This is a genomic window from Stenotrophomonas sp. 24(2023), assembly GCF_030913365.1.
Taxonomy (GTDB): Bacteria; Pseudomonadota; Gammaproteobacteria; order Xanthomonadales; family Xanthomonadaceae; genus Stenotrophomonas.
The window spans coordinates 4,401,682-4,418,077 of sequence record NZ_CP133160.1 but is presented as its reverse complement, the minus strand read 5'-3'; the positions used below and the strand labels follow the sequence as shown (position 1 = coordinate 4,418,077).

Here is a 16,396-nt window from a genome sequence, read left to right as displayed (position 1 = left end):
GATGATTTCCCCGGCAGGCAGCGATGCGCGCCTGCCGCTGCAGCAGGTGTGGCCGGACGAGCTGGTGGCACGCTACCGTGCGGCCGGCTACTGGCGTGGCGAGACGTTTCCCGGGTTCCTGCGCGCGCGGGCCGAACAGTGCGGCGACCGCATTGCGGTAGTGGGCGGTGCGCAGCGGCTGAGCTACGCCCAGCTCTGGCAGGCGGCGGGCCGTATCGGTGCGGGCCTGCTGGCGCAAGGGCTGCACCCGGGCGATCGGGTGCTGCTGCAGCTGGGCAACGTACCGGCGTTCATCGCCGCTGCGTGCGGCCTGTTCCGTGCCGGCCTGGTGCCGGTGTACGCCTTGCCGGCGCACCGCATCACCGAACTGGCGCACTTCGCGCGCAAGGCACAGGCCTCGGCGCTGATCACCGCCGCCGTGCATGATGGCTTCGATCACCGCACGCTGGCGCGCGAACTGCAGGCGCAGGTGCCCGACGTGCGCCATGTGGTGATTGCCGGTGAAGCGGGCGAATTCATCGCCCTGGATGCCCTGGACGGTGATGTGGCGCAGCTGCCGGCGGACCCGGATCCGCAGTCGGTGGCGTTCCTGCAGATCTCTGGGGGCAGCACGGGCCTGTCCAAGCTGATTCCGCGTACGCACGACGACTACCTGTATTCCTTCCGCGCCAGCAATGCCCTGTGCGGTATCGATGCGGACAGCGTGTACCTGGTCGCGCTGCCGGCCGCGCACAACTTCCCGATGAGTTCGCCGGGCTTCTTCGGTGCGCTGTACGCGGGTGCGCGCGTGGTGCTCAGCCCCGGCCCTGCGCCGGACGTAGCGTTCCCGCTGATTGCTGCCGAGCGGGTCACCTGCTGCGGGCTGGTGCCGCCGCTGGCGCTGCTGTGGGCACAGGCGGCCGCGACCACCACGCACGACCTGTCCAGCCTGCAGGTGCTGCAGGTGGGCGGTGCCAAGCTGGTGCCCGAGGCGGCGCGGCGGGTGATCGATGGGCTGGGCTGCACGCTGCAGCAGGTATTCGGCATGGCCGAGGGGCTGGTCAACTACACGCGCCTGGACGATCCGCTGGAGCTGATCGTGGCCTGCCAGGGGCGGCCGATCAGCCCGGACGACGAGGTGCGCGTGGTCGATGACCACGACCGGCCCGTGGAACCGGGTACTGTCGGCCATCTGCTGACCCGCGGCCCCTACACCATCCGCGCCTACCACAATGATGACGCGGCCAATGCGCGTGCCTTCACCGACGAGGGCTTCTACCGCACGGGCGATCGTGTGCAGCAGCTGCCCGGTGGCTACCTGGTGGTGCAGGGGCGTGCCAGCGACCACATCAACCGCGCCGGCGAGAAGATTTCCGCCGAGGAGATCGAAGACCACCTGCTGGCGCACCCGGGCGTGTTCGATGCGGCGGTGGTCTCCATTCCCGATGATTTCCTTGGCGAGCGCAGCTGCGCGTTCGTCATCCGCCAGGGCGAACCGGTGGCGGCCCCCGCGCTGAAAGCGTGGATGCGTGGCCGTGGCCTGGCGGCGTTCAAGGTACCCGACCAGGTCGTGTACGTGGACGCGTTCGACACCACGGCGGTGGGCAAGATCAGCCGCCGCGAACTGCGCGCGCAGCTGCGCGAACGCTATCTGCAACAGACAGGAGGAGCGCTGATGGCGCTGCCGAAGATCACCCCGTATTCCCTGCCGACGGCCGCCGAGCTGCCGGCGCCACGCGGTCCCTGGCGGCCGCAGGCCGAGCGGCTGGCGTTGCTGGTGCATGACATGCAGCGCTACTTCCTGGCTGCCTTCGATGCCGGGGCGGCGCCACTGGCCCCGGCCGTGGCCAATCTGGCACGGCTGCTGGCCCACTGCCGCAGCCGCGGCATTCCGGTGTTCTACACCGCCCAGCACGGCAACCAGGACCGTCGTGACCGCGGCCTGCAGGCCGACCTGTGGGGGCCGGGCATGCGCGCCCTGGCCGAACATGAGGCCATCATCGATGCCCTGGCACCGCGCGAGCATGAGCACGTTCTGGTCAAGCACCGTTACAGCGCGTTCCAGCGCAGCAACCTGGAAACGCTGATGCGCGTGCGTGGCCGCGACCAGCTGCTGGTGACCGGCGTGTATGCCCACATCGGCTGTACCGCCACGGTGGTGGAGGCCTTCCAGCGCGACATCGAGGCGTTCATCGCCGCCGACGCGGTGGCCGATTTCTCACGCGCCGACCACGACCAGGCGCTGCATTGGATTGCCCGTACCTGCGGTGTGCCGATGACCACCGACCAACTGCTGGAGGCCCTGGCATGACTACCCCGACCGTGCCGTTGACTCTGGAGCGCATGCGGGCCGACGTGGCCCGCGTGCTTGACTGCGCGCCGGGCGACATCGGTGACGATGACAACCTGATCGACCTGGACCTGGATTCGATGCGCATGCTCGGCCTGGTGCTGGCCTGGAGCAACACCGGCCTGCCGGTCGAGTTCGCGCAGCTGGCCGAATACAGCACGCTGCGCGGCTGGTGGAACGTGGTGCAGCAGCTGCAGGCCGGCGCGCGCGCATGAGCGGGCAGGTGCAGGCCGACGCGCCGGTGCCCGCCACGGCGGGGACGGTGCCGTTGACCGAGGCACAGGCCGGGCTGTGGTTCGCGCAGCGCCTGGCGCCGGACAACCCGGCATTCAACACCGCCCATGCGGTGTGGATGGAGGGCACGCTGGATGTGCCTGCGTTCACTGCCGCGGCCGATCAGGCCGCGCGCGAGGCCGAAGCGTTCGCGCTGCGCTTTGCCGAAGCCGACGATGGGCAGCCGGTGCAGTGGCATGACCCGACCCATGTGCCCTGGCTGCAGCCGGTGGATCTGTCCGCAGCGTCCGACCCGGCAGCGGCGGCACAGGGGCTGATGCGTGCCGATCGGCTGTCCCCGGTGGACCCCACGCGCGACCGCATCGCCCAGCAGCGCTTGTACGTGCTCGGGCCCGGGCGCTGGGTCTGGTACCTGCGCGTGCACCACCTGGCCACCGACGGCTATGGGATGGCCCTGTTCACCGACCGGGTCTGCGCGCTGCTGGCCGGCCGCACGGGCTCGCCGTTGCCACCGTTGGCCGCCGCCCTGGCCGAGGATGCCGGCTATCGCGCCGATGCGCGTCGCGTCCAGGACCGGCAGTGGTGGCTGGACACGCTGGGCGACATGCCGCCGGCCACCGGGCTGGCCGGCACGGCGCCGGCCAGCCATGACGCGTTGCGCCATGTGCAGCCGGTACCGGCGCCGCTGCGCCAGCGCCTGCTGGAGGCGGCGGCCGGCTGGCTGCAGCCGTGGCCGGATGTGCTGACCGCGCTCGGCGCGGACTATGTGCGGCGCATGAGCGGGCTGGACGAGGCCGTGGTCGGCGTGCCGTTCATGGCGCGCCTGGGCAGTGCGGCGGCACGGGTACCGGCGATGGTGATGAACGTGCTGCCGCTGCGCGTGGCGGCCAGCGACAGCAGTGTCGAAGCGGCCACGCGCAGCCTGGGCCGGCAGCTGGTGCAGGGCCGTCGCCATGGGCGTTACCGGGGCGAGCAGATGCGCCGCGATCTTGGTCGCATGGGTGGCCAGCAGCGCCTGCATGGCCCGCTGATCAATGTGCAGCCGTTCTACAGGCCGATCGGCGTGCCTGGCGTGCAGGCACGGCTAGACGTGCTGTGTACCGGCCCGGTGGATGAACTGACGCTGGGCTTCCGCGGTGATGCGCTGGCTGTGCTGGACCTGGAAATCGAAGCCAACCCCGCGCTCTACACGCCGGCCGATCTGCAGGATCATGCGCAGCGGCTGCTGCATTTCGTGTCGGCGGCCCTGGCCGACGGGCCGTTGCAGTCGGTGCCGTTGGCCAGCGCGGCCGATGTCCAGCAGGTGGTACACGACTTCAATGCGACGGCCTGCCCGGTGCCGGCCACGACGCTGGCCGCGCTGCTGGAGCAGGGCATGGCACGTGATCCGGCCGCCATTGCCCTGGAGCTGGGCGATGCGCGGATCGACCACGCCACGCTGGAGCAGCGCAGCCGTGCACTGGCATCGCAGCTGCAGGCGCGTGGCATCGGCCCCGGGGACCGGGTGGCGGTGGCCCTGCCGCGCTCGATCGAGCTGGTCATCGCGCTGCTGGCCGTGCTGCGTGCCGGTGCGGCGTACCTGCCGCTGGATCTGTCCCATCCCGATGCGCGCCTGTCACGCATCCTGGCGATGGCGGCGCCGCGTGCGGTGCTGGCCGAGGCAACGCTGCAGCAGCGCCTGCCGGAGGCTGATGTGCTGCCGCCGCAGGACTGGTCGCAACAGCACGATGCCGCGCTGGCTGCCGCGGCCGCACCTGACGATGCGGCCTATGTGATCTATACCTCCGGCTCGACCGGCGAGCCCAAGGGCGTGGTCATCGAGCACCGTGCCATCGTCAACCGCCTGCTGTGGATGCAGGTGCACTACGGCATGCAGGCCGATGACCGCGTGCTGCAGAAGACCCCGGCCACGTTCGATGTATCGGTCTGGGAATTCTTCCTGCCGATCCTGTGCGGGGCCACGCTGGTGCTGGCCGGCCCGGACGCGCACCGCGACCCGGCCGAGCTGGCACGACTGATCCGCACCCACGGCATCACCACCGCGCATTTCGTGCCGTCGATGCTGGCGGCCTTCGTGGCTGCACCGGCGGCGCAGGGAGTGGTGCTGCGGCGGGTATTCACCAGTGGCGAGGCGCTGGATGCCGCGCTGCGCGACCGTTTCCACCGCGTGGTGCAGGCAGAGCTGCACAACCTGTACGGCCCCACCGAAGCGGCGGTGGACGTGAGCTGGTGGCCGGCCGGTGCCGATGACACCACGCAGCCGGTGCCGATCGGCTTCCCGGTCTGGAACACGCGCCTGTATGTGCTGGATGCGGGACTGCGGCCACTGCCGGTCGGCGTGGCCGGTGAGCTGTACCTGGGCGGCGTGCAGCTGGCACGCGGTTATCTGGGGCGCGATGACCTGACCGCCGACCGTTTCCTGGCCGATCCGTTCCTGCCCGGTGAGCGGATCTACCGTACCGGCGATGTGGCCCGCTGGCGCCGTGATGGCGCGGTGGCGTATCTGGGCCGCAGCGATCACCAGGTGAAGCTGCGTGGCCTGCGCATCGAGCTGGGGGAGATTGAAGTGGCGCTGCGTGAGCTGCCCGGCGTGGCACGCGCCGAGGTGCTGCTGCGTGACGATCTGCCGGGAGAGCCGCGGCTGGTGGCCTATGTATCCGCGACGGCGCCCGCCGCCGAAGCGCTGCGCGCGCACCTGGCCACGCGCCTGCCTGACTACATGCTGCCGACCGCCTACGTGCCGGTGCACGACTGGCCGGTGACGGCCAACGGCAAGCTGGACCGCCGGGCCTTGCCGCTGCCGGTGTGGGCCGAGGTGATGGGACGGGCCGCCGCCACACCGCTGGAAACCGAGCTGGCCGCACTGTTCGCGCGCGTGCTGGGGCGCGATGCGCCGGTGGCGGTCGATGCGGATTTCTTCGCACTCGGCGGCGATTCGCTGTCGGCCGTGCACCTGCTGCTGGCCATCGAGGCGCGCTGGCGCTGCGAGCTGGGCCTGGGCGCGGTGTTCGCACAGCCCACGGTTGCAGCGCTGGCGGCGCGGCTGGCCGCCCGGCCCGCTCAGGCTGACCATGCGCTGGGGCCGGTGATCACGCTGGCCGACGGCGAGCCGGGGCGGCCCCCCCTGTTCGTGGTGCATCCGGCCGGTGGCATCGCCTGGAACTACCGCACGCTGGCGCGTGCGCTGGCACCGGCCCGCACCGTGCACGGCCTGCAGTCGCCCGCGCTGGACCCGGCACAGCCGCTGCCGGGCAGCATCGAAGCCATGGCCAATGCTTACGTGCAGCGCGTCATCGCATTGCAGCCACAGGGACCGGTCCATCTGCTGGGCTGGTCGGTGGGCGGCATCCTGGCGCAGGCGATGGCGGTACGCCTGCAGGAGATCGGCCGTACCGTCGGCGAGCTGGTACTGCTGGATGCCTACCCCAGCGAGTGCTGGCGCGCCGAGCCCGAGCCCGACCCCATCGCAGCGCTGCGTGCGCTGCTCGCCATTGCCGGCCACGACCCGGACGCGCATCCGGAACTGGATGACCGCGAGCGCATCCTGGCGTTCCTGCGGCGCGGCGGCAGCGCGCTGGGCAGTCTGCCGGACCCCGTGCTGGATGGGGTGGTACGGGCAGTGACCGGCACCAATCGGCTCATCCGCGATCACCACCACCGACCGTATGACGGCACGCTGGTGCATGTCCGCGCGGGCCGGGATCACCAGGCACGACCGCAGCTGCAGTCGGCGCTGTGGCAGGCGCACGCACGGCAGGTCGAGGCGCGTGAACTGCCGTTCCTGCATGCCGAGTTGACCGGGCGCGATGCGGTGGCACAGATCGCGCCGTGGCTGTCGCAGCGGCTGCAGGCGTGGGACCACGAACAGGAGACAGGTGAATGCAGCTGAGCGGATTTGCGGGGCGCATCGCGCTGGTGACAGGGGCGGGCGGTGGCATTGGCGCCGCCTTGGTCGGGCAGCTGGCGGCGGCGGGTTGCGTGGTGGTGGCGACCGATCGCCACGTGCCGAGGGTCGATGCAGCGCAGGGGCGGGTACATGCCTTTGCACTGGACGTGCGCGATGCCGCGGCCGTGGATGCGTTCGTGGATCTGGTGGAGGAGTCACTGGGACCGATCGGGCTGGCTGCCAGCGTGGCCGGCGTGCTGCACGTGGGCGCGGTGCAGGACACGCGGGATGAGGACTGGCGGCAGGTGTTCGCGGTCAATGCCGATGGCGTGTTCCATCTGGGCCGCGCCCTGGCGCGGGTGATGTCACCGCGCCGCGAGGGCGCACTGGTGGTGGTCAGCTCCAACGCCGCTGGCGTCCCGCGCCATGGCATGGCGGCCTATGCCGCGTCGAAGGCCGCCGCGACGATGTTCACCCGCTGCCTCGGGCTGGAGCTGGCGCCCTTGGGCATCCGCTGCAACATCGTGGCCCCGGGCTCGACCCTGACCCCGATGCAGACCGGGATGTGGGAGGACGGGCAGGGCGTGCAACGGGTGATCGATGGCAGCCTGGACACCTACAAGGCAGGCATTCCCCTGCGCAAGCTGGCCACGCCGGAGGACATCGCCAACGCGGTGATGTTCCTGCTGAGCGAGCAGGCCGGGCATGTGGCGATGAGTGACCTGTACGTGGATGGCGGCGCCACGCTGCGCGGCTGAGTCCAGCACACCGTGGCCTGTCATGGCAGGCGCGGTGGTGCATCCGCCAGGCCGGGCCTGGCGCTACCGGAACATCTGCCGGGTCAGGGCAGGGTCAGGCGGTACACCAGGATGCGGTTGTCATTGTCGTACGGGCTGTCGCACGCCTCGCCCTGCATCACACAGTGGCGGGCGATGAAGTCGTTGTCATTGCCGACCAGCAGCAGGACATCGTCCGGCCGGGCCGGGTCCAGCGCGGGCAGTACGTCCATGGCTTCCCATTTCTCCGACAGCAGCCCGTCGTGCGGGCCGCGCGTGGTATCCAGGTCCAGGCCCGCACGGGCCAGCTGGCCACGGTCGAGCAGGTTCAGCAGCTCGGTGGAGTGTGCCGCGTGCAGCCCCGGCTTCAGCGCGGCCGCATCGGCATGGGCAAGTACCGTATCCGTGCCGGTTTCATGGGCGGTGCCGGCCAGGTTGCTGGCCTTGCCGATGTCCACCAGCAGCACGGACTTGTAGACGATCGGGTCCGGCCCGTCCTTGCCCAGGCCGTTGCCATCGCGGGCCAGCAGCAGGAAGCGGTCATGGTCCAGCACCCGCAGTTCGCTCTGCGCGGCGGTACGGTCCAGTTTGCCCTTGCCGTCGTGGGCATAGGCGGGCAGGGTGACCACGTAGTGGCCGATGGGTGCCGACGGGGTGGCACCGGCCGAGACGTCGTACACCAGCACGCGGGTATTGATCCGGCCTGCGGCGTTGCCACGGGCGCTGTCCTGCAGCAGCGCGCTCTGCAGCGCGACGAACAGGCGCTTGCCGTCCGGCGACAGGCCCAGGCCTTCCACGCCCTGGTTGTTGCGGCGACCGGTCTGCGGCGGGGCCAGCGAGCCGAAGGCCGGCGCGCCGTCACGGCGCGGCTGCACGGCCGGCGGCGGCACGATCACGCCCTGCAGCTGGCCCTGCGCGTCGAAGTAGTAGACGTTGGCCGTGTACTCATCGCCGATGTAGAAGTGCCCGTCTGCGGTGAACTGCAGCGACTCGGCATCCAGCGAGATCCTGCCCGCGCCGATGCCTCCGGCAGGCGAGGGCAGCACGATGCCGCGCTGCTGCACGGTATGGTCGCCCGGGTCTGCGCCGGTGAAGGGTTGGCCGTTGAAGTCCTTCAGTACCCGCCCGCCGTCCGGTACCAGCGTTACCGTTCCGGCGGCGCGGGTCGCCTGCGTGTTTGCCCCGGTGATGCGCAGCTGCAGCTTCTCCAGGCGCCCGGCGTAGTCGTAGAACAGGCCGGCATCGGGATCATTCCGGCCACGGTCGGGCAGGGTCCACAACGTGCCCTCGTAGCCGTCGGCCGTACGCCGCCAGGTGCCCGGCTGCACGGCCAGCGAGGAGAACGACCCCAGCGTGTCGCCGAGGAAATCCACCGTGCCGGCCGGCAGCCGCCCGGCCGCCACCAGCCCCTTGTCGACATAGCGGCGGCCCCCGGCCTGCACGGTGCGTGGCGGCGTGCCCTGTGCCTCGTGCGGCGCGGCATGGCCGGCAACCGGGGCGGTGGACAGCAGCGAGGTCAACAGCAGGGCGGTGGCAAGCATCGGGGCAGGTCCTGGGCGCGGGTCAGAAGCGTACGTCGATGGAGCCGAACACCTGGCGCGGCGCCGACGCATGGAACACGTACAGCTTGCCGGCCGGATCGCTGGGTGCGAACACGCTCGAATCCAGGTTGCTGGCGTAGCGCTTGTCGGTCAGGTTGGTCACGTTGAAGGACAGGCGCACAGCCTTGGCGAAGCCGACGCGGCCCAGATCGTAGCCGCCGGCCAGGTCGAACACCGTGAAGCCACCGAAGCCCTGGTCGTTGGTGTAGGTGTAGAAGCGCTCGCCGGTGTACTTGCCGCGCAGGGTGGCAAACCAGCCGTTGTTGCGCCAGGTCAGTTCCGTGGCCAGCAGGCGCTGCGGGGTGTCGGTCTGGATCTTGCCCTTGATCTGCTGCTCCACGCCGGCCTGCACGTAGTTCGATGCGTAGGTCGAACGGTTCAGCGAGGCCGAGGTGTACCAGCTGAAATGGGCGTTCGGGGTCCACAGCACGGTGAACTCCGCGCCGCGGCTGTCCACGCCGCCCACGTTGTAGAAGCGGTTGCCGCAGGTGGGGCCGACCGGCTGGCGCGAGTCGCAGGGGTTGTACTGCAGCAGGCGGTTGTCGAAGCGCACCGTATAGGCAGCCACGGAGGCCTGCACGGTATCGCCCACGAAGCGGTAGCCGGCTTCCAGCGAGCGCGATTCTTCCGGCTTCAGGTCGCCCTGCGCATTCCAAGTGGCCTGGCTGACCGCCTGCGGCCCCAGCTTGAATCCGCCCTGGAACATCGCGATGTTCTCGGCGTAGCTGGCGAACACCTCGTGGTGGTCGGCCAGGCGGAAATTGGCGCCCACGCTGGGCAGCAGGTTCTTGCTGGCCTTCAGCGAGCCGGTGGCGAACTGGTTGTTGGAGGTGGCTGCAATCGGGGTCTTCGCATCGCCCGGCAGGGCCTGCGCATCGGAGGTGGCATGCGGGCTCTTGGCACCGAATTCCAGCGTCAGCCGGTCATCCAGCAGGCGCCAGGTGTCCTTCAGGAAGACCTGGTGGGTCTTCCAGCGGGTGCGCTGGGCGAACACGCCGACGTCAGAAGGCAGGGTGTTCATGCCGCTCAGGTCGCGTGGGCCATCCACCGCCGTCTGGTAGCGTTCGGCGCTGCTGGTGTTGCGCTCGTACCAGACACCACCTTCGATGCGGTGCGCACCCAGTTCCCAGTCGAAGGAAAGCGTGCCGCCATCGCGGTCGATGGTGTAGATGGTGTTGCGGAAGATGATCGGGATTTCCTGCGCGGTGCCCTTGTTGGAGTACGCGCCGCTGTTCCAGTTGTGGCCTTCGCCACGATCGTCGTGATGATAGGCCAGCGCACGCACGGTGAAGCCGTCGGCCACGAAGAAATCGCCGGCCAGGTAGTACAGGTTGTCATCGCGCAGGATCTGGCCGGCGGTGAAGGCGCCATCGGCATCCTTGTCCGGGCCGCTGGCATCGCACCTGGCCGCGTTGAAGCTGGCGGTGTTGCAGTACGCCTTGGCCACGGCCTTGTTCCAGTCCGGTGCATAGCCGCCCCAGTCCCAGCCCAGCCCGCGGGCCATCGCATCCTTGGACAGGTAGAAGTAGTCGGCCTGGCTGGTGCGCGAGGTATCGACGAAACCGGTCACCTGGCCCCGCCCGAAGTTCCACACGCCCTTGGCGTTGAACTGCCGGGTCGTGGATCTGTTGTAGGCGGTCTGGTCGTTCCACAGGTCCGAGACGGCGTTCATGCCGGACACGTAGCCGGAGAAGCCGTTGTACTCGCCGCTGTCCACGCGCACGGAGGTGCGGCGGTTGGCATCGCTGCCGAAGGTCTGCACCAGGCGCCCGCCCCGTTCCTTGGCCGGGCGGTCGGAGGTGTAGGAGATCGTGCCGCCCAGGTTGCTGGTGGAGGGCGTGCCCAGGCTGCCGATGCCCACGGCCAGTTCGGCGCCGGCCATGTTCTCGCTGATCAGGGCGCGGTTGATGGTCAGGCCGTTGTAGTTGTTGTAGGCGCCATCGCCCAGCGGCACGCCATCGAGCGTGTAGCCCAGGCGGGTGGAATTGAAGCCACGCAGGCTCAGGGTCATCGACTGCTCGTTGGTGCCCAGCGCATCGGCCGACTGTGCGTTGACACCCGGCAGCAGGTTCAGCGTCTTCTGCAGGCTGGTGCCCGGCGGCAGGATGTCGAGGTTTTCACGGGTGATGCGCTGCACCTGGCGGGCCTCGCCGCTGCCGATCACCGACACGGCATCCAGGTCGGTGGCGGTGGTGCCGCCGGAGGTCGGGGCAGCGTCCTGCGCCAGGGCCGTGGATGTCAGGACAACAGACAACGCAACGGCCAACAACGTCTTGTTCATGGTCGATCACTCAGGCAGGTGCGAGCCACCGCGTGCGGGCGCGGAGCTCAGGGAACCAGGGAGGGGAAACGGCAGGTGTGACGCGGTGGCGGCAGCCGCCTTGCGTCAGCGTGAAAAGGGTGCGCCTTTTCGATGACTGTCTGGTGACACGTTAAGCATTCGTGCGGCCAGACCTGCGGTGTCCGCCGCAGCCCTCATGCCTGTCTGCAAGGCCCGGGCACGCAGGGCGTGCCACGGACCGGAGCGGGGGTGCCGATGGCTCAGCGTGGGCAGGGTGCGCCCACGGCAATGCCAGCGCCCGTCTCAGAGGAAGTCATAGCTGACGGTGAAGCGCACGTTGCGGCCCGGCTGCGACCAGCGGCCGATGCCCACGGCGCTGGTGGCACCCTGGAAGATCGCGGTGCCGGCACCGGCCGTGCGTACGCGGTTCCACAGGTAGTACTCCTTGTCGAACACGTTGTAGACACCGGCGGTCAGGTGCAGTCTGGGGGTCAGGTCGTAGCTGCCGAAGATGTCCAGCAGCGTGTATTCGCGGGCCTTGCTGGCGTACACCGGCACGACCTCGGCGCCGTAGCTGCTGTTGGTCACGCTCTTGCCATAGTCGGCCGGGTCCTTGCGGTCCTGGTGGGTGACGTTGGCGGTCAGGCTCCAGCGGCGCGACGGTGCGGTGTAGGTCAGGCCGGCCACGGCCTTGGCCGGGATGATGCTGGCCAGTGGCTGGCCATCGTTGTCCTTGCCTTCGTTGTACGAATAGGCGACGCGGGCCAGCCAGTCATCGGCCAGCAGCCACATGCCTTCCACTTCCACGCCCTTGACCACGACCTCGCCACGGTTGATCGGCATGGTGTAGGTGTAGCCGTCGGTCACCACCGGCTTGCCGCCGACGATCTTGCTGTAGGCGGTGCCAGCGTCGGCCACGAACTGCGCGCTGTCGATGAAGTTGCTGTACTTGTCACGGAAGGCCGAAACACCCAGGCGCAGGCGATCGCTCTGGTAGCGCCAGCCCAGTTCCAGGTTGAGGCTGCGCTCGGCGTCCAGGTCCGGGTTGCTGCGGCCATCGGCCACGGTGACGGTCGCGCCATCGGACACGCGCGTGATCTGCGTGGTCGAGGAACTGCCGTACATGTCATTCACCCCCGGTGCGCGGAAGCCACGCCCGACCTGGGCCCACAGCGAGTTGGCGTCGGTCAGCTTGAACTCCGTGCCCAGGTTCCAGGTGGGCGAGGAGAAACGGGACGTTCCCACGCTGCCGGCCTTGTCCTGGTAGCCGGACTGGCCATTGCCGGTGGTCGCGGTCTGCGGCACGTACTTGTAGCTGTCATAGCGCACGCCGCCGGTCAGCGACAGGCGATCATCCAGCAGGCGCACCCGATCACGCAGGTAGGCGGTCAGGTCCGTTTCACGGGTGTCCGGCCACAGCGAGGGATCGGTTTCCCGGCTGTACAGGGTGCCGGTGTTGCCCCAGCGCGAGTCCACCGAGTTCCAGTGGATCTTCGCCTGCTGCCAGGCCGCACCGTAGACCAGGTCGTGGTGCAGGCCGCCAGTGTCCACCTGCTTGTCGAAGTCCAGCGCGACGCGGTTGCGCTTCTGCGTATCCCAGCGGTTTTCCTGGCGCGAGCACAGCGCCGTCGTCGAACACCGCGTGCCGTAGGTCGCAGCGGTGCCGTTGGCGACCTGCACGTTGGTCTGCCCCTGGATGTAGTTCTTCTGGTAGTCGGCGGTGGCTTCCAGGCTGTCGAACAGGGCGTTGCCTGCCTTCCAGGTGTACTTCAACCCATAACGGTCGCGGTCGCTGCGGTCGACGGCACTGCGGAAGTAGTACGAGCCGACGCCATCGCTGCGGGTCCAGTTGTCGATGTCATTGGTGGCGCGTGCGCGTTCGTAGATGACACCCAGCGTCTGCGTGCCCGTGGCCAGGAAGTTCACCTTGGCCAACAGGTTGTCGCTGCGGCGGTCCATCGGGTCGGGCGTGCGCCGGTCCGGGCCGAGCAGTGCATCGGTGGTGTCATACCACCCCTCGGTCTCGTGGCCGTCGCGCCGGGTATAGACCAGCAGCGACTCGAAACGGCCGGTGCGGTTGGCGAACGTCAATGACCCCATGTTCTCGCTGCTGGAGCCGGTATAGCCATACTTGACCGAGCCGAAGCTGTCGTTGCCGGTGGCCTTGAGGAAGTCGGCCGGGTCCTTGGTGGTGAACATCACCGCGCCACCGAGTGCGCCGCTGCCGGCGGTGATGGCATCGGCCCCCTTGATGATCTCCACGCTCTTCACCGCTTCCAGATCGACGCTGCCACGGCCGGAGCGGAAGAATTCATAGGGCTGGTAGGAGCCGGGGTCCAGGCTCTGCGGGAAGCTCAGGCCATCCAGGGTGATCGCCACCCGGTCGGCTTCCAGCCCGCGGATGTTGAAGCCATTGAAGCCGGCACGGCCCAGATCGACCATTTCCACGCCGGGGACGTAGCGGATGGCATCGTCCATGCTCTGTGCGCCCTGCTGCTGCAGGGTGCGGGCCGAGAGCCGGGTGACGTTCTGGGTGTCGGACTTCTTCCGGGTTTCCGTTACGTGGATCGTATCGAGGGTGCTGGCGGCATCGGCGTCGGCGGCGGCCGCACGCGTGGTCAGTGGGGTTGCGATGCTGCTGGCGACCGCCAGTGCAAGCAGGGAGGGGTGCAGTCTCATGGGTAACTCCGCAGGAAGGAGGGAAGGGCGGGGATGCATTCCTGGCTGCGGGGTGCCATCGGGTGGCCGGTGTGCGTCGCTGGGAAGAAGGGGGGCAGGGGGCGGGCTAGCGCGCGGTGGAGCGCACGCGGACCTGCCCGATCTCGGTCTGGCCTTGCTGTTGCTGGTCCACCGTGCGGTCCGGGTGCAGCACGACCGGCACGGACAGGTATTCGTGTCCGCCACCCTGGCGGGCGGCTTCCATCTGCAGCAGGTAGTGCCCGGCGGGCAGGGCCCGGCCGCGGTCATCGCGGCCATCCCAGGCCACCGTGTACTGCCCGGGAAGGCGGGTGGGGCGGGCCATGCCCTGGATCGCCGGCAGATCGTCCTTGCCATACCGGCGCCACCATTGCGGCAGTTCGTGCAGGTAGCGCGAACGGTCACCGAGCACCAGCAACTGCCGCAGCGGTGCGCCGTCCGCGCCGGCGATCCACATCGCCAGGTACGGTGCGTGGTACATCGCCGTGGCCTGCGGTGGAATCTGGTACTCCACCACCAGATGCTGTTCGTCGGTGGTACGTACCGGCGCGTCTGCCAGCAGGGTGGGCCATGCCCGGGAGATGAATGACGTGCCGGTATCGCTGAGGATGAAAGCGGCGACCTGCGGCAGCTGGTCGGCCAGCGCGATGCCATCGCGGATCGGCATCACCGATAGGGTGGTGGCCAGCGCATCGGCGGTCGCGGCATCGGCAGCGGTGACGGTTGCTGCCGGTGCGAACTGCATCGGCCAGCCGGAGAACGGGTCAAGGATGTGGCTGTAGCGGCGGTACCCGACCTGGTAGCCACGGGTGGCGTGGCCACTGGCGGCGATGGCGCGGTTGTGCAGGGCCAGCGCGGCCAGTGGCTGGCCGTTGTCGCGCGGCAGGCGTGCGTCGGCCACGCCCACCATCCAGGGGGCCGCATGGCCGGCGGCCTGCCAGTACACGGCATCGCCGCCGATATCGAGCTTGATGGCGGTGGCGGCCGGTGCGGCGGCGCGCGCCGCTTCCAGCGCCCGGTCGAGGATGTAGCCCTTGGCCACGCCGTCGATATCGAAGACAACGCTGGCCGGTCGGCTGACCGGCCCGGCGGTGTCGATCACCACCTCGGCGTCGCGTGCTGCGGCTGCCAGTGCGCGCATTTCCTCGCGTGCGGGCAACACCCCGGATGCTGCCGCCGCGCGCCAGCGCGCCGCCGGCAGGCCGAGCCTGCAGCTGAACATGCCCTCCGTGCGTGCCAGCCACGTCTCGCACAGCCCCAGCACGGCACGCAGGTCCGGTGACAGGTGCTGCGGGGTGGTGCTGGCGTTGAAGCGCGCCAGCTCGCTGTCTTCGTGCCAGCGGCTCAGGATGCCGTCAAGCCGGGTGACCTCGGCAAGCACGGCCTGCAGTGCCGTGTCGGCGTCGGCGGGTGCAGCCTCGACGGCAAGGTCGAGCGAGGTACCCAGCACGTCGTCGCGGTGGAAGCTGGCAGGTGCATCCGCTGACGCCGGCGGCAGGGCCAGACCGGTGGTGGCGCTCAACAGCAGGCGGGAAGCAAGGCGATACATGGGGCGGTCTCGGGCACGCACGCGGTGGTGCGGCAGGCCGTTGGCCGGCGTTGCCGCGGGTGATCCCGGTCCATGGGCGGTAACGGGGGCGCGATGGCGCCTGCCATTGCAGGCGCCCTGCGTGCGTCAGCGGCGTGGGGCGGGGGCCGGCAGGGCGGCGTCGGCCGCATCGACGACACCGTCCTTGTTGCGGTCGGCCGTGTCGAACAGGCGCTTGCCGGACACCTGGTACTCGGCGAAGGTCATCGCCCCGTCCTTGTCCGCATCCAGCACGCCGAAGCGCACATGCGCCTGGCGATCCTCGCCCTGGTCCAGCGTGGCGGCGCGGCGGTCGATGCGGCTCTCGAACTCGGCCAGGTACTCGTTGGCGCTCAGGCGGCCATCGCCGTTGCTGTCGGTGCGGGTGAACTGCGCATCGCGCACGCGCTGGAACTCGGCCTTGTCCACCGTGCCGTCGCCATTGCTGTCGTACAGTTCGAGGAAGCCTTCGGCGCTGTGGCTGCTCGGCAGGTTCAGGCGGCTGCGCGGGCCGTTGTCGAAGCGCTGCGCGCCGGCGGCGGTCCGCTCGGTGCCGCGTGCCGCTGGCGTGCCGGTGCGGTCCTGGCTGGCCAGCCGCTTCTGCGCGGCCTGCCAGGTCTTTTCGCCGGCCGCATCGAACGCGGAGCGCGATACCAGGCCGTCCGTGCCGGGGCCCAGCTGGGCGAAGCGGCTGCGCGCCTGCTCCATCAGGCCTGCGCGCTCGCGTTCGACCTCCGCAGCCATGCGCTCGCTGAACTCACGCACGTACTCGTCCTCGTCCAGCGTGCCGTTGTGGTCGTAGTCGGTGGCATCGAAACGGGCGCGGCGGAAGGCCTCGAACTCGGCCCAGGTGACCTTGCCATCGCCGTTGTCGTCGAATTCGGCAATGAAGGCCTGCACGTTGTTGCCGTGGCCACCGACCAGCGGCCGTGGGTGGGTGGCAGGCGACTCGGCAGCGGCGACGGCGGACAGCAGCAGGGCACCGGCGCAGGCGCCGATGAGCAGGGAGCGTTTCATGACAACCT

9 protein-coding genes and 1 pseudogene are annotated in these 16,396 nt (G+C 69.6%); 5 read left to right on the top strand and 5 right to left on the bottom strand.

All coding sequences use genetic code 11. The annotated features are described in order from the left end of the window. Position 1 precedes the first annotated feature (1 nt). The 5 genes and pseudogenes from Q9R17_RS20075 to Q9R17_RS20055 all read left to right on the top strand — a co-directional run. Positions 2-1,648, top strand: a pseudogene (locus Q9R17_RS20075) (AMP-binding protein); the annotation flags it as partial. Between the two features lie 6 nt (positions 1,649-1,654). Continuing rightward, positions 1,655-2,290 carry an isochorismatase family protein gene (locus Q9R17_RS20070; protein WP_308158391.1) on the top strand — a complete coding sequence of 212 codons (636 nt, stop codon included), beginning with the start codon at positions 1,655-1,657 and terminating at the stop codon, positions 2,288-2,290. Next, entirely contained in the window at positions 2,287-2,544 is a 258-nt protein-coding gene (locus Q9R17_RS20065; protein ID WP_308156339.1) for a phosphopantetheine-binding protein, read from the top strand. The genes Q9R17_RS20070 and Q9R17_RS20065 overlap by 4 nt, the downstream gene beginning before the upstream one ends. After that, complete coding sequence (locus tag Q9R17_RS20060) at positions 2,541-6,452, top strand: amino acid adenylation domain-containing protein (protein WP_308156338.1); 3,912 nt, start codon at positions 2,541-2,543, stop codon at positions 6,450-6,452. Before Q9R17_RS20065 ends, Q9R17_RS20060 begins: the two co-directional genes overlap by 4 nt. After that, positions 6,443-7,207 (top strand): 2,3-dihydro-2,3-dihydroxybenzoate dehydrogenase, encoded by a 765-nt coding sequence (locus Q9R17_RS20055; RefSeq protein ID WP_308156337.1) that lies wholly within the window; start codon positions 6,443-6,445, stop codon positions 7,205-7,207. Before Q9R17_RS20060 ends, Q9R17_RS20055 begins: the two co-directional genes overlap by 10 nt. 83 nt (positions 7,208-7,290) lie before the next feature. Here Q9R17_RS20055 and Q9R17_RS20050 read toward each other — a convergent pair whose 3' ends face one another. The 5 genes from Q9R17_RS20050 to Q9R17_RS20030 form a co-directional block, all read right to left on the bottom strand. Then, the gene (locus Q9R17_RS20050) at positions 7,291-8,766 is read right to left on the bottom strand and encodes an esterase-like activity of phytase family protein (protein WP_308156336.1); all 1,476 of its coding nucleotides are present in this window, start codon (positions 8,764-8,766) and stop codon (positions 7,291-7,293) included. Positions 8,767-8,788: 22 nt separating this feature from the next. Beyond that, positions 8,789-11,107: a TonB-dependent receptor gene (locus tag Q9R17_RS20045; RefSeq protein WP_308156335.1), complete on the bottom strand. Its 2,319-nt coding sequence runs from the start codon at positions 11,105-11,107 to the stop codon at positions 8,789-8,791. A 303-nt stretch (positions 11,108-11,410) separates the two neighbouring features. Beyond that, entirely contained in the window at positions 11,411-13,786 is a 2,376-nt protein-coding gene (locus tag Q9R17_RS20040; RefSeq protein WP_308156334.1) for a TonB-dependent hemoglobin/transferrin/lactoferrin family receptor, read from the bottom strand. A gap of 106 nt (positions 13,787-13,892) precedes the next feature. Then, positions 13,893-15,353: a DUF2271 domain-containing protein gene (locus Q9R17_RS20035; RefSeq protein WP_308156333.1), complete on the bottom strand. Its 1,461-nt coding sequence runs from the start codon at positions 15,351-15,353 to the stop codon at positions 13,893-13,895. Between the two features lie 126 nt (positions 15,354-15,479). Continuing rightward, positions 15,480-16,388, bottom strand: coding sequence for an EF-hand domain-containing protein (locus tag Q9R17_RS20030; RefSeq protein WP_308156332.1), 909 nt, complete (start codon positions 16,386-16,388; stop codon positions 15,480-15,482). Positions 16,389-16,396: the final 8 nt, after the last annotated feature.

What these genes read in the sequence shown, in the direction of transcription:
- Q9R17_RS20070 (WP_308158391.1), top strand. Translation starts at nt 1,655, where the DNA reads ATGGCGCTGCCGAAGATCACCCCGTATTCCCTGCCGACGGCCGCCGAG.
- Q9R17_RS20050 (WP_308156336.1), bottom strand. Translation starts at nt 8,766, where the DNA reads ATGCTTGCCACCGCCCTGCTGTTGACCTCGCTGCTGTCCACCGCCCCG.
- Q9R17_RS20040 (WP_308156334.1), bottom strand. Translation starts at nt 13,786, where the DNA reads ATGAGACTGCACCCCTCCCTGCTTGCACTGGCGGTCGCCAGCAGCATC.
- Q9R17_RS20035 (WP_308156333.1), bottom strand. Translation starts at nt 15,353, where the DNA reads ATGTATCGCCTTGCTTCCCGCCTGCTGTTGAGCGCCACCACCGGTCTG.
- Q9R17_RS20065 (WP_308156339.1), top strand. Translation starts at nt 2,287, where the DNA reads ATGACTACCCCGACCGTGCCGTTGACTCTGGAGCGCATGCGGGCCGAC.
- Q9R17_RS20030 (WP_308156332.1), bottom strand. Translation starts at nt 16,388, where the DNA reads ATGAAACGCTCCCTGCTCATCGGCGCCTGCGCCGGTGCCCTGCTGCTG.
- Q9R17_RS20060 (WP_308156338.1), top strand. Translation starts at nt 2,541, where the DNA reads ATGAGCGGGCAGGTGCAGGCCGACGCGCCGGTGCCCGCCACGGCGGGG.
- Q9R17_RS20045 (WP_308156335.1), bottom strand. Translation starts at nt 11,107, where the DNA reads ATGAACAAGACGTTGTTGGCCGTTGCGTTGTCTGTTGTCCTGACATCC.
- Q9R17_RS20055 (WP_308156337.1), top strand. Translation starts at nt 6,443, where the DNA reads ATGCAGCTGAGCGGATTTGCGGGGCGCATCGCGCTGGTGACAGGGGCG.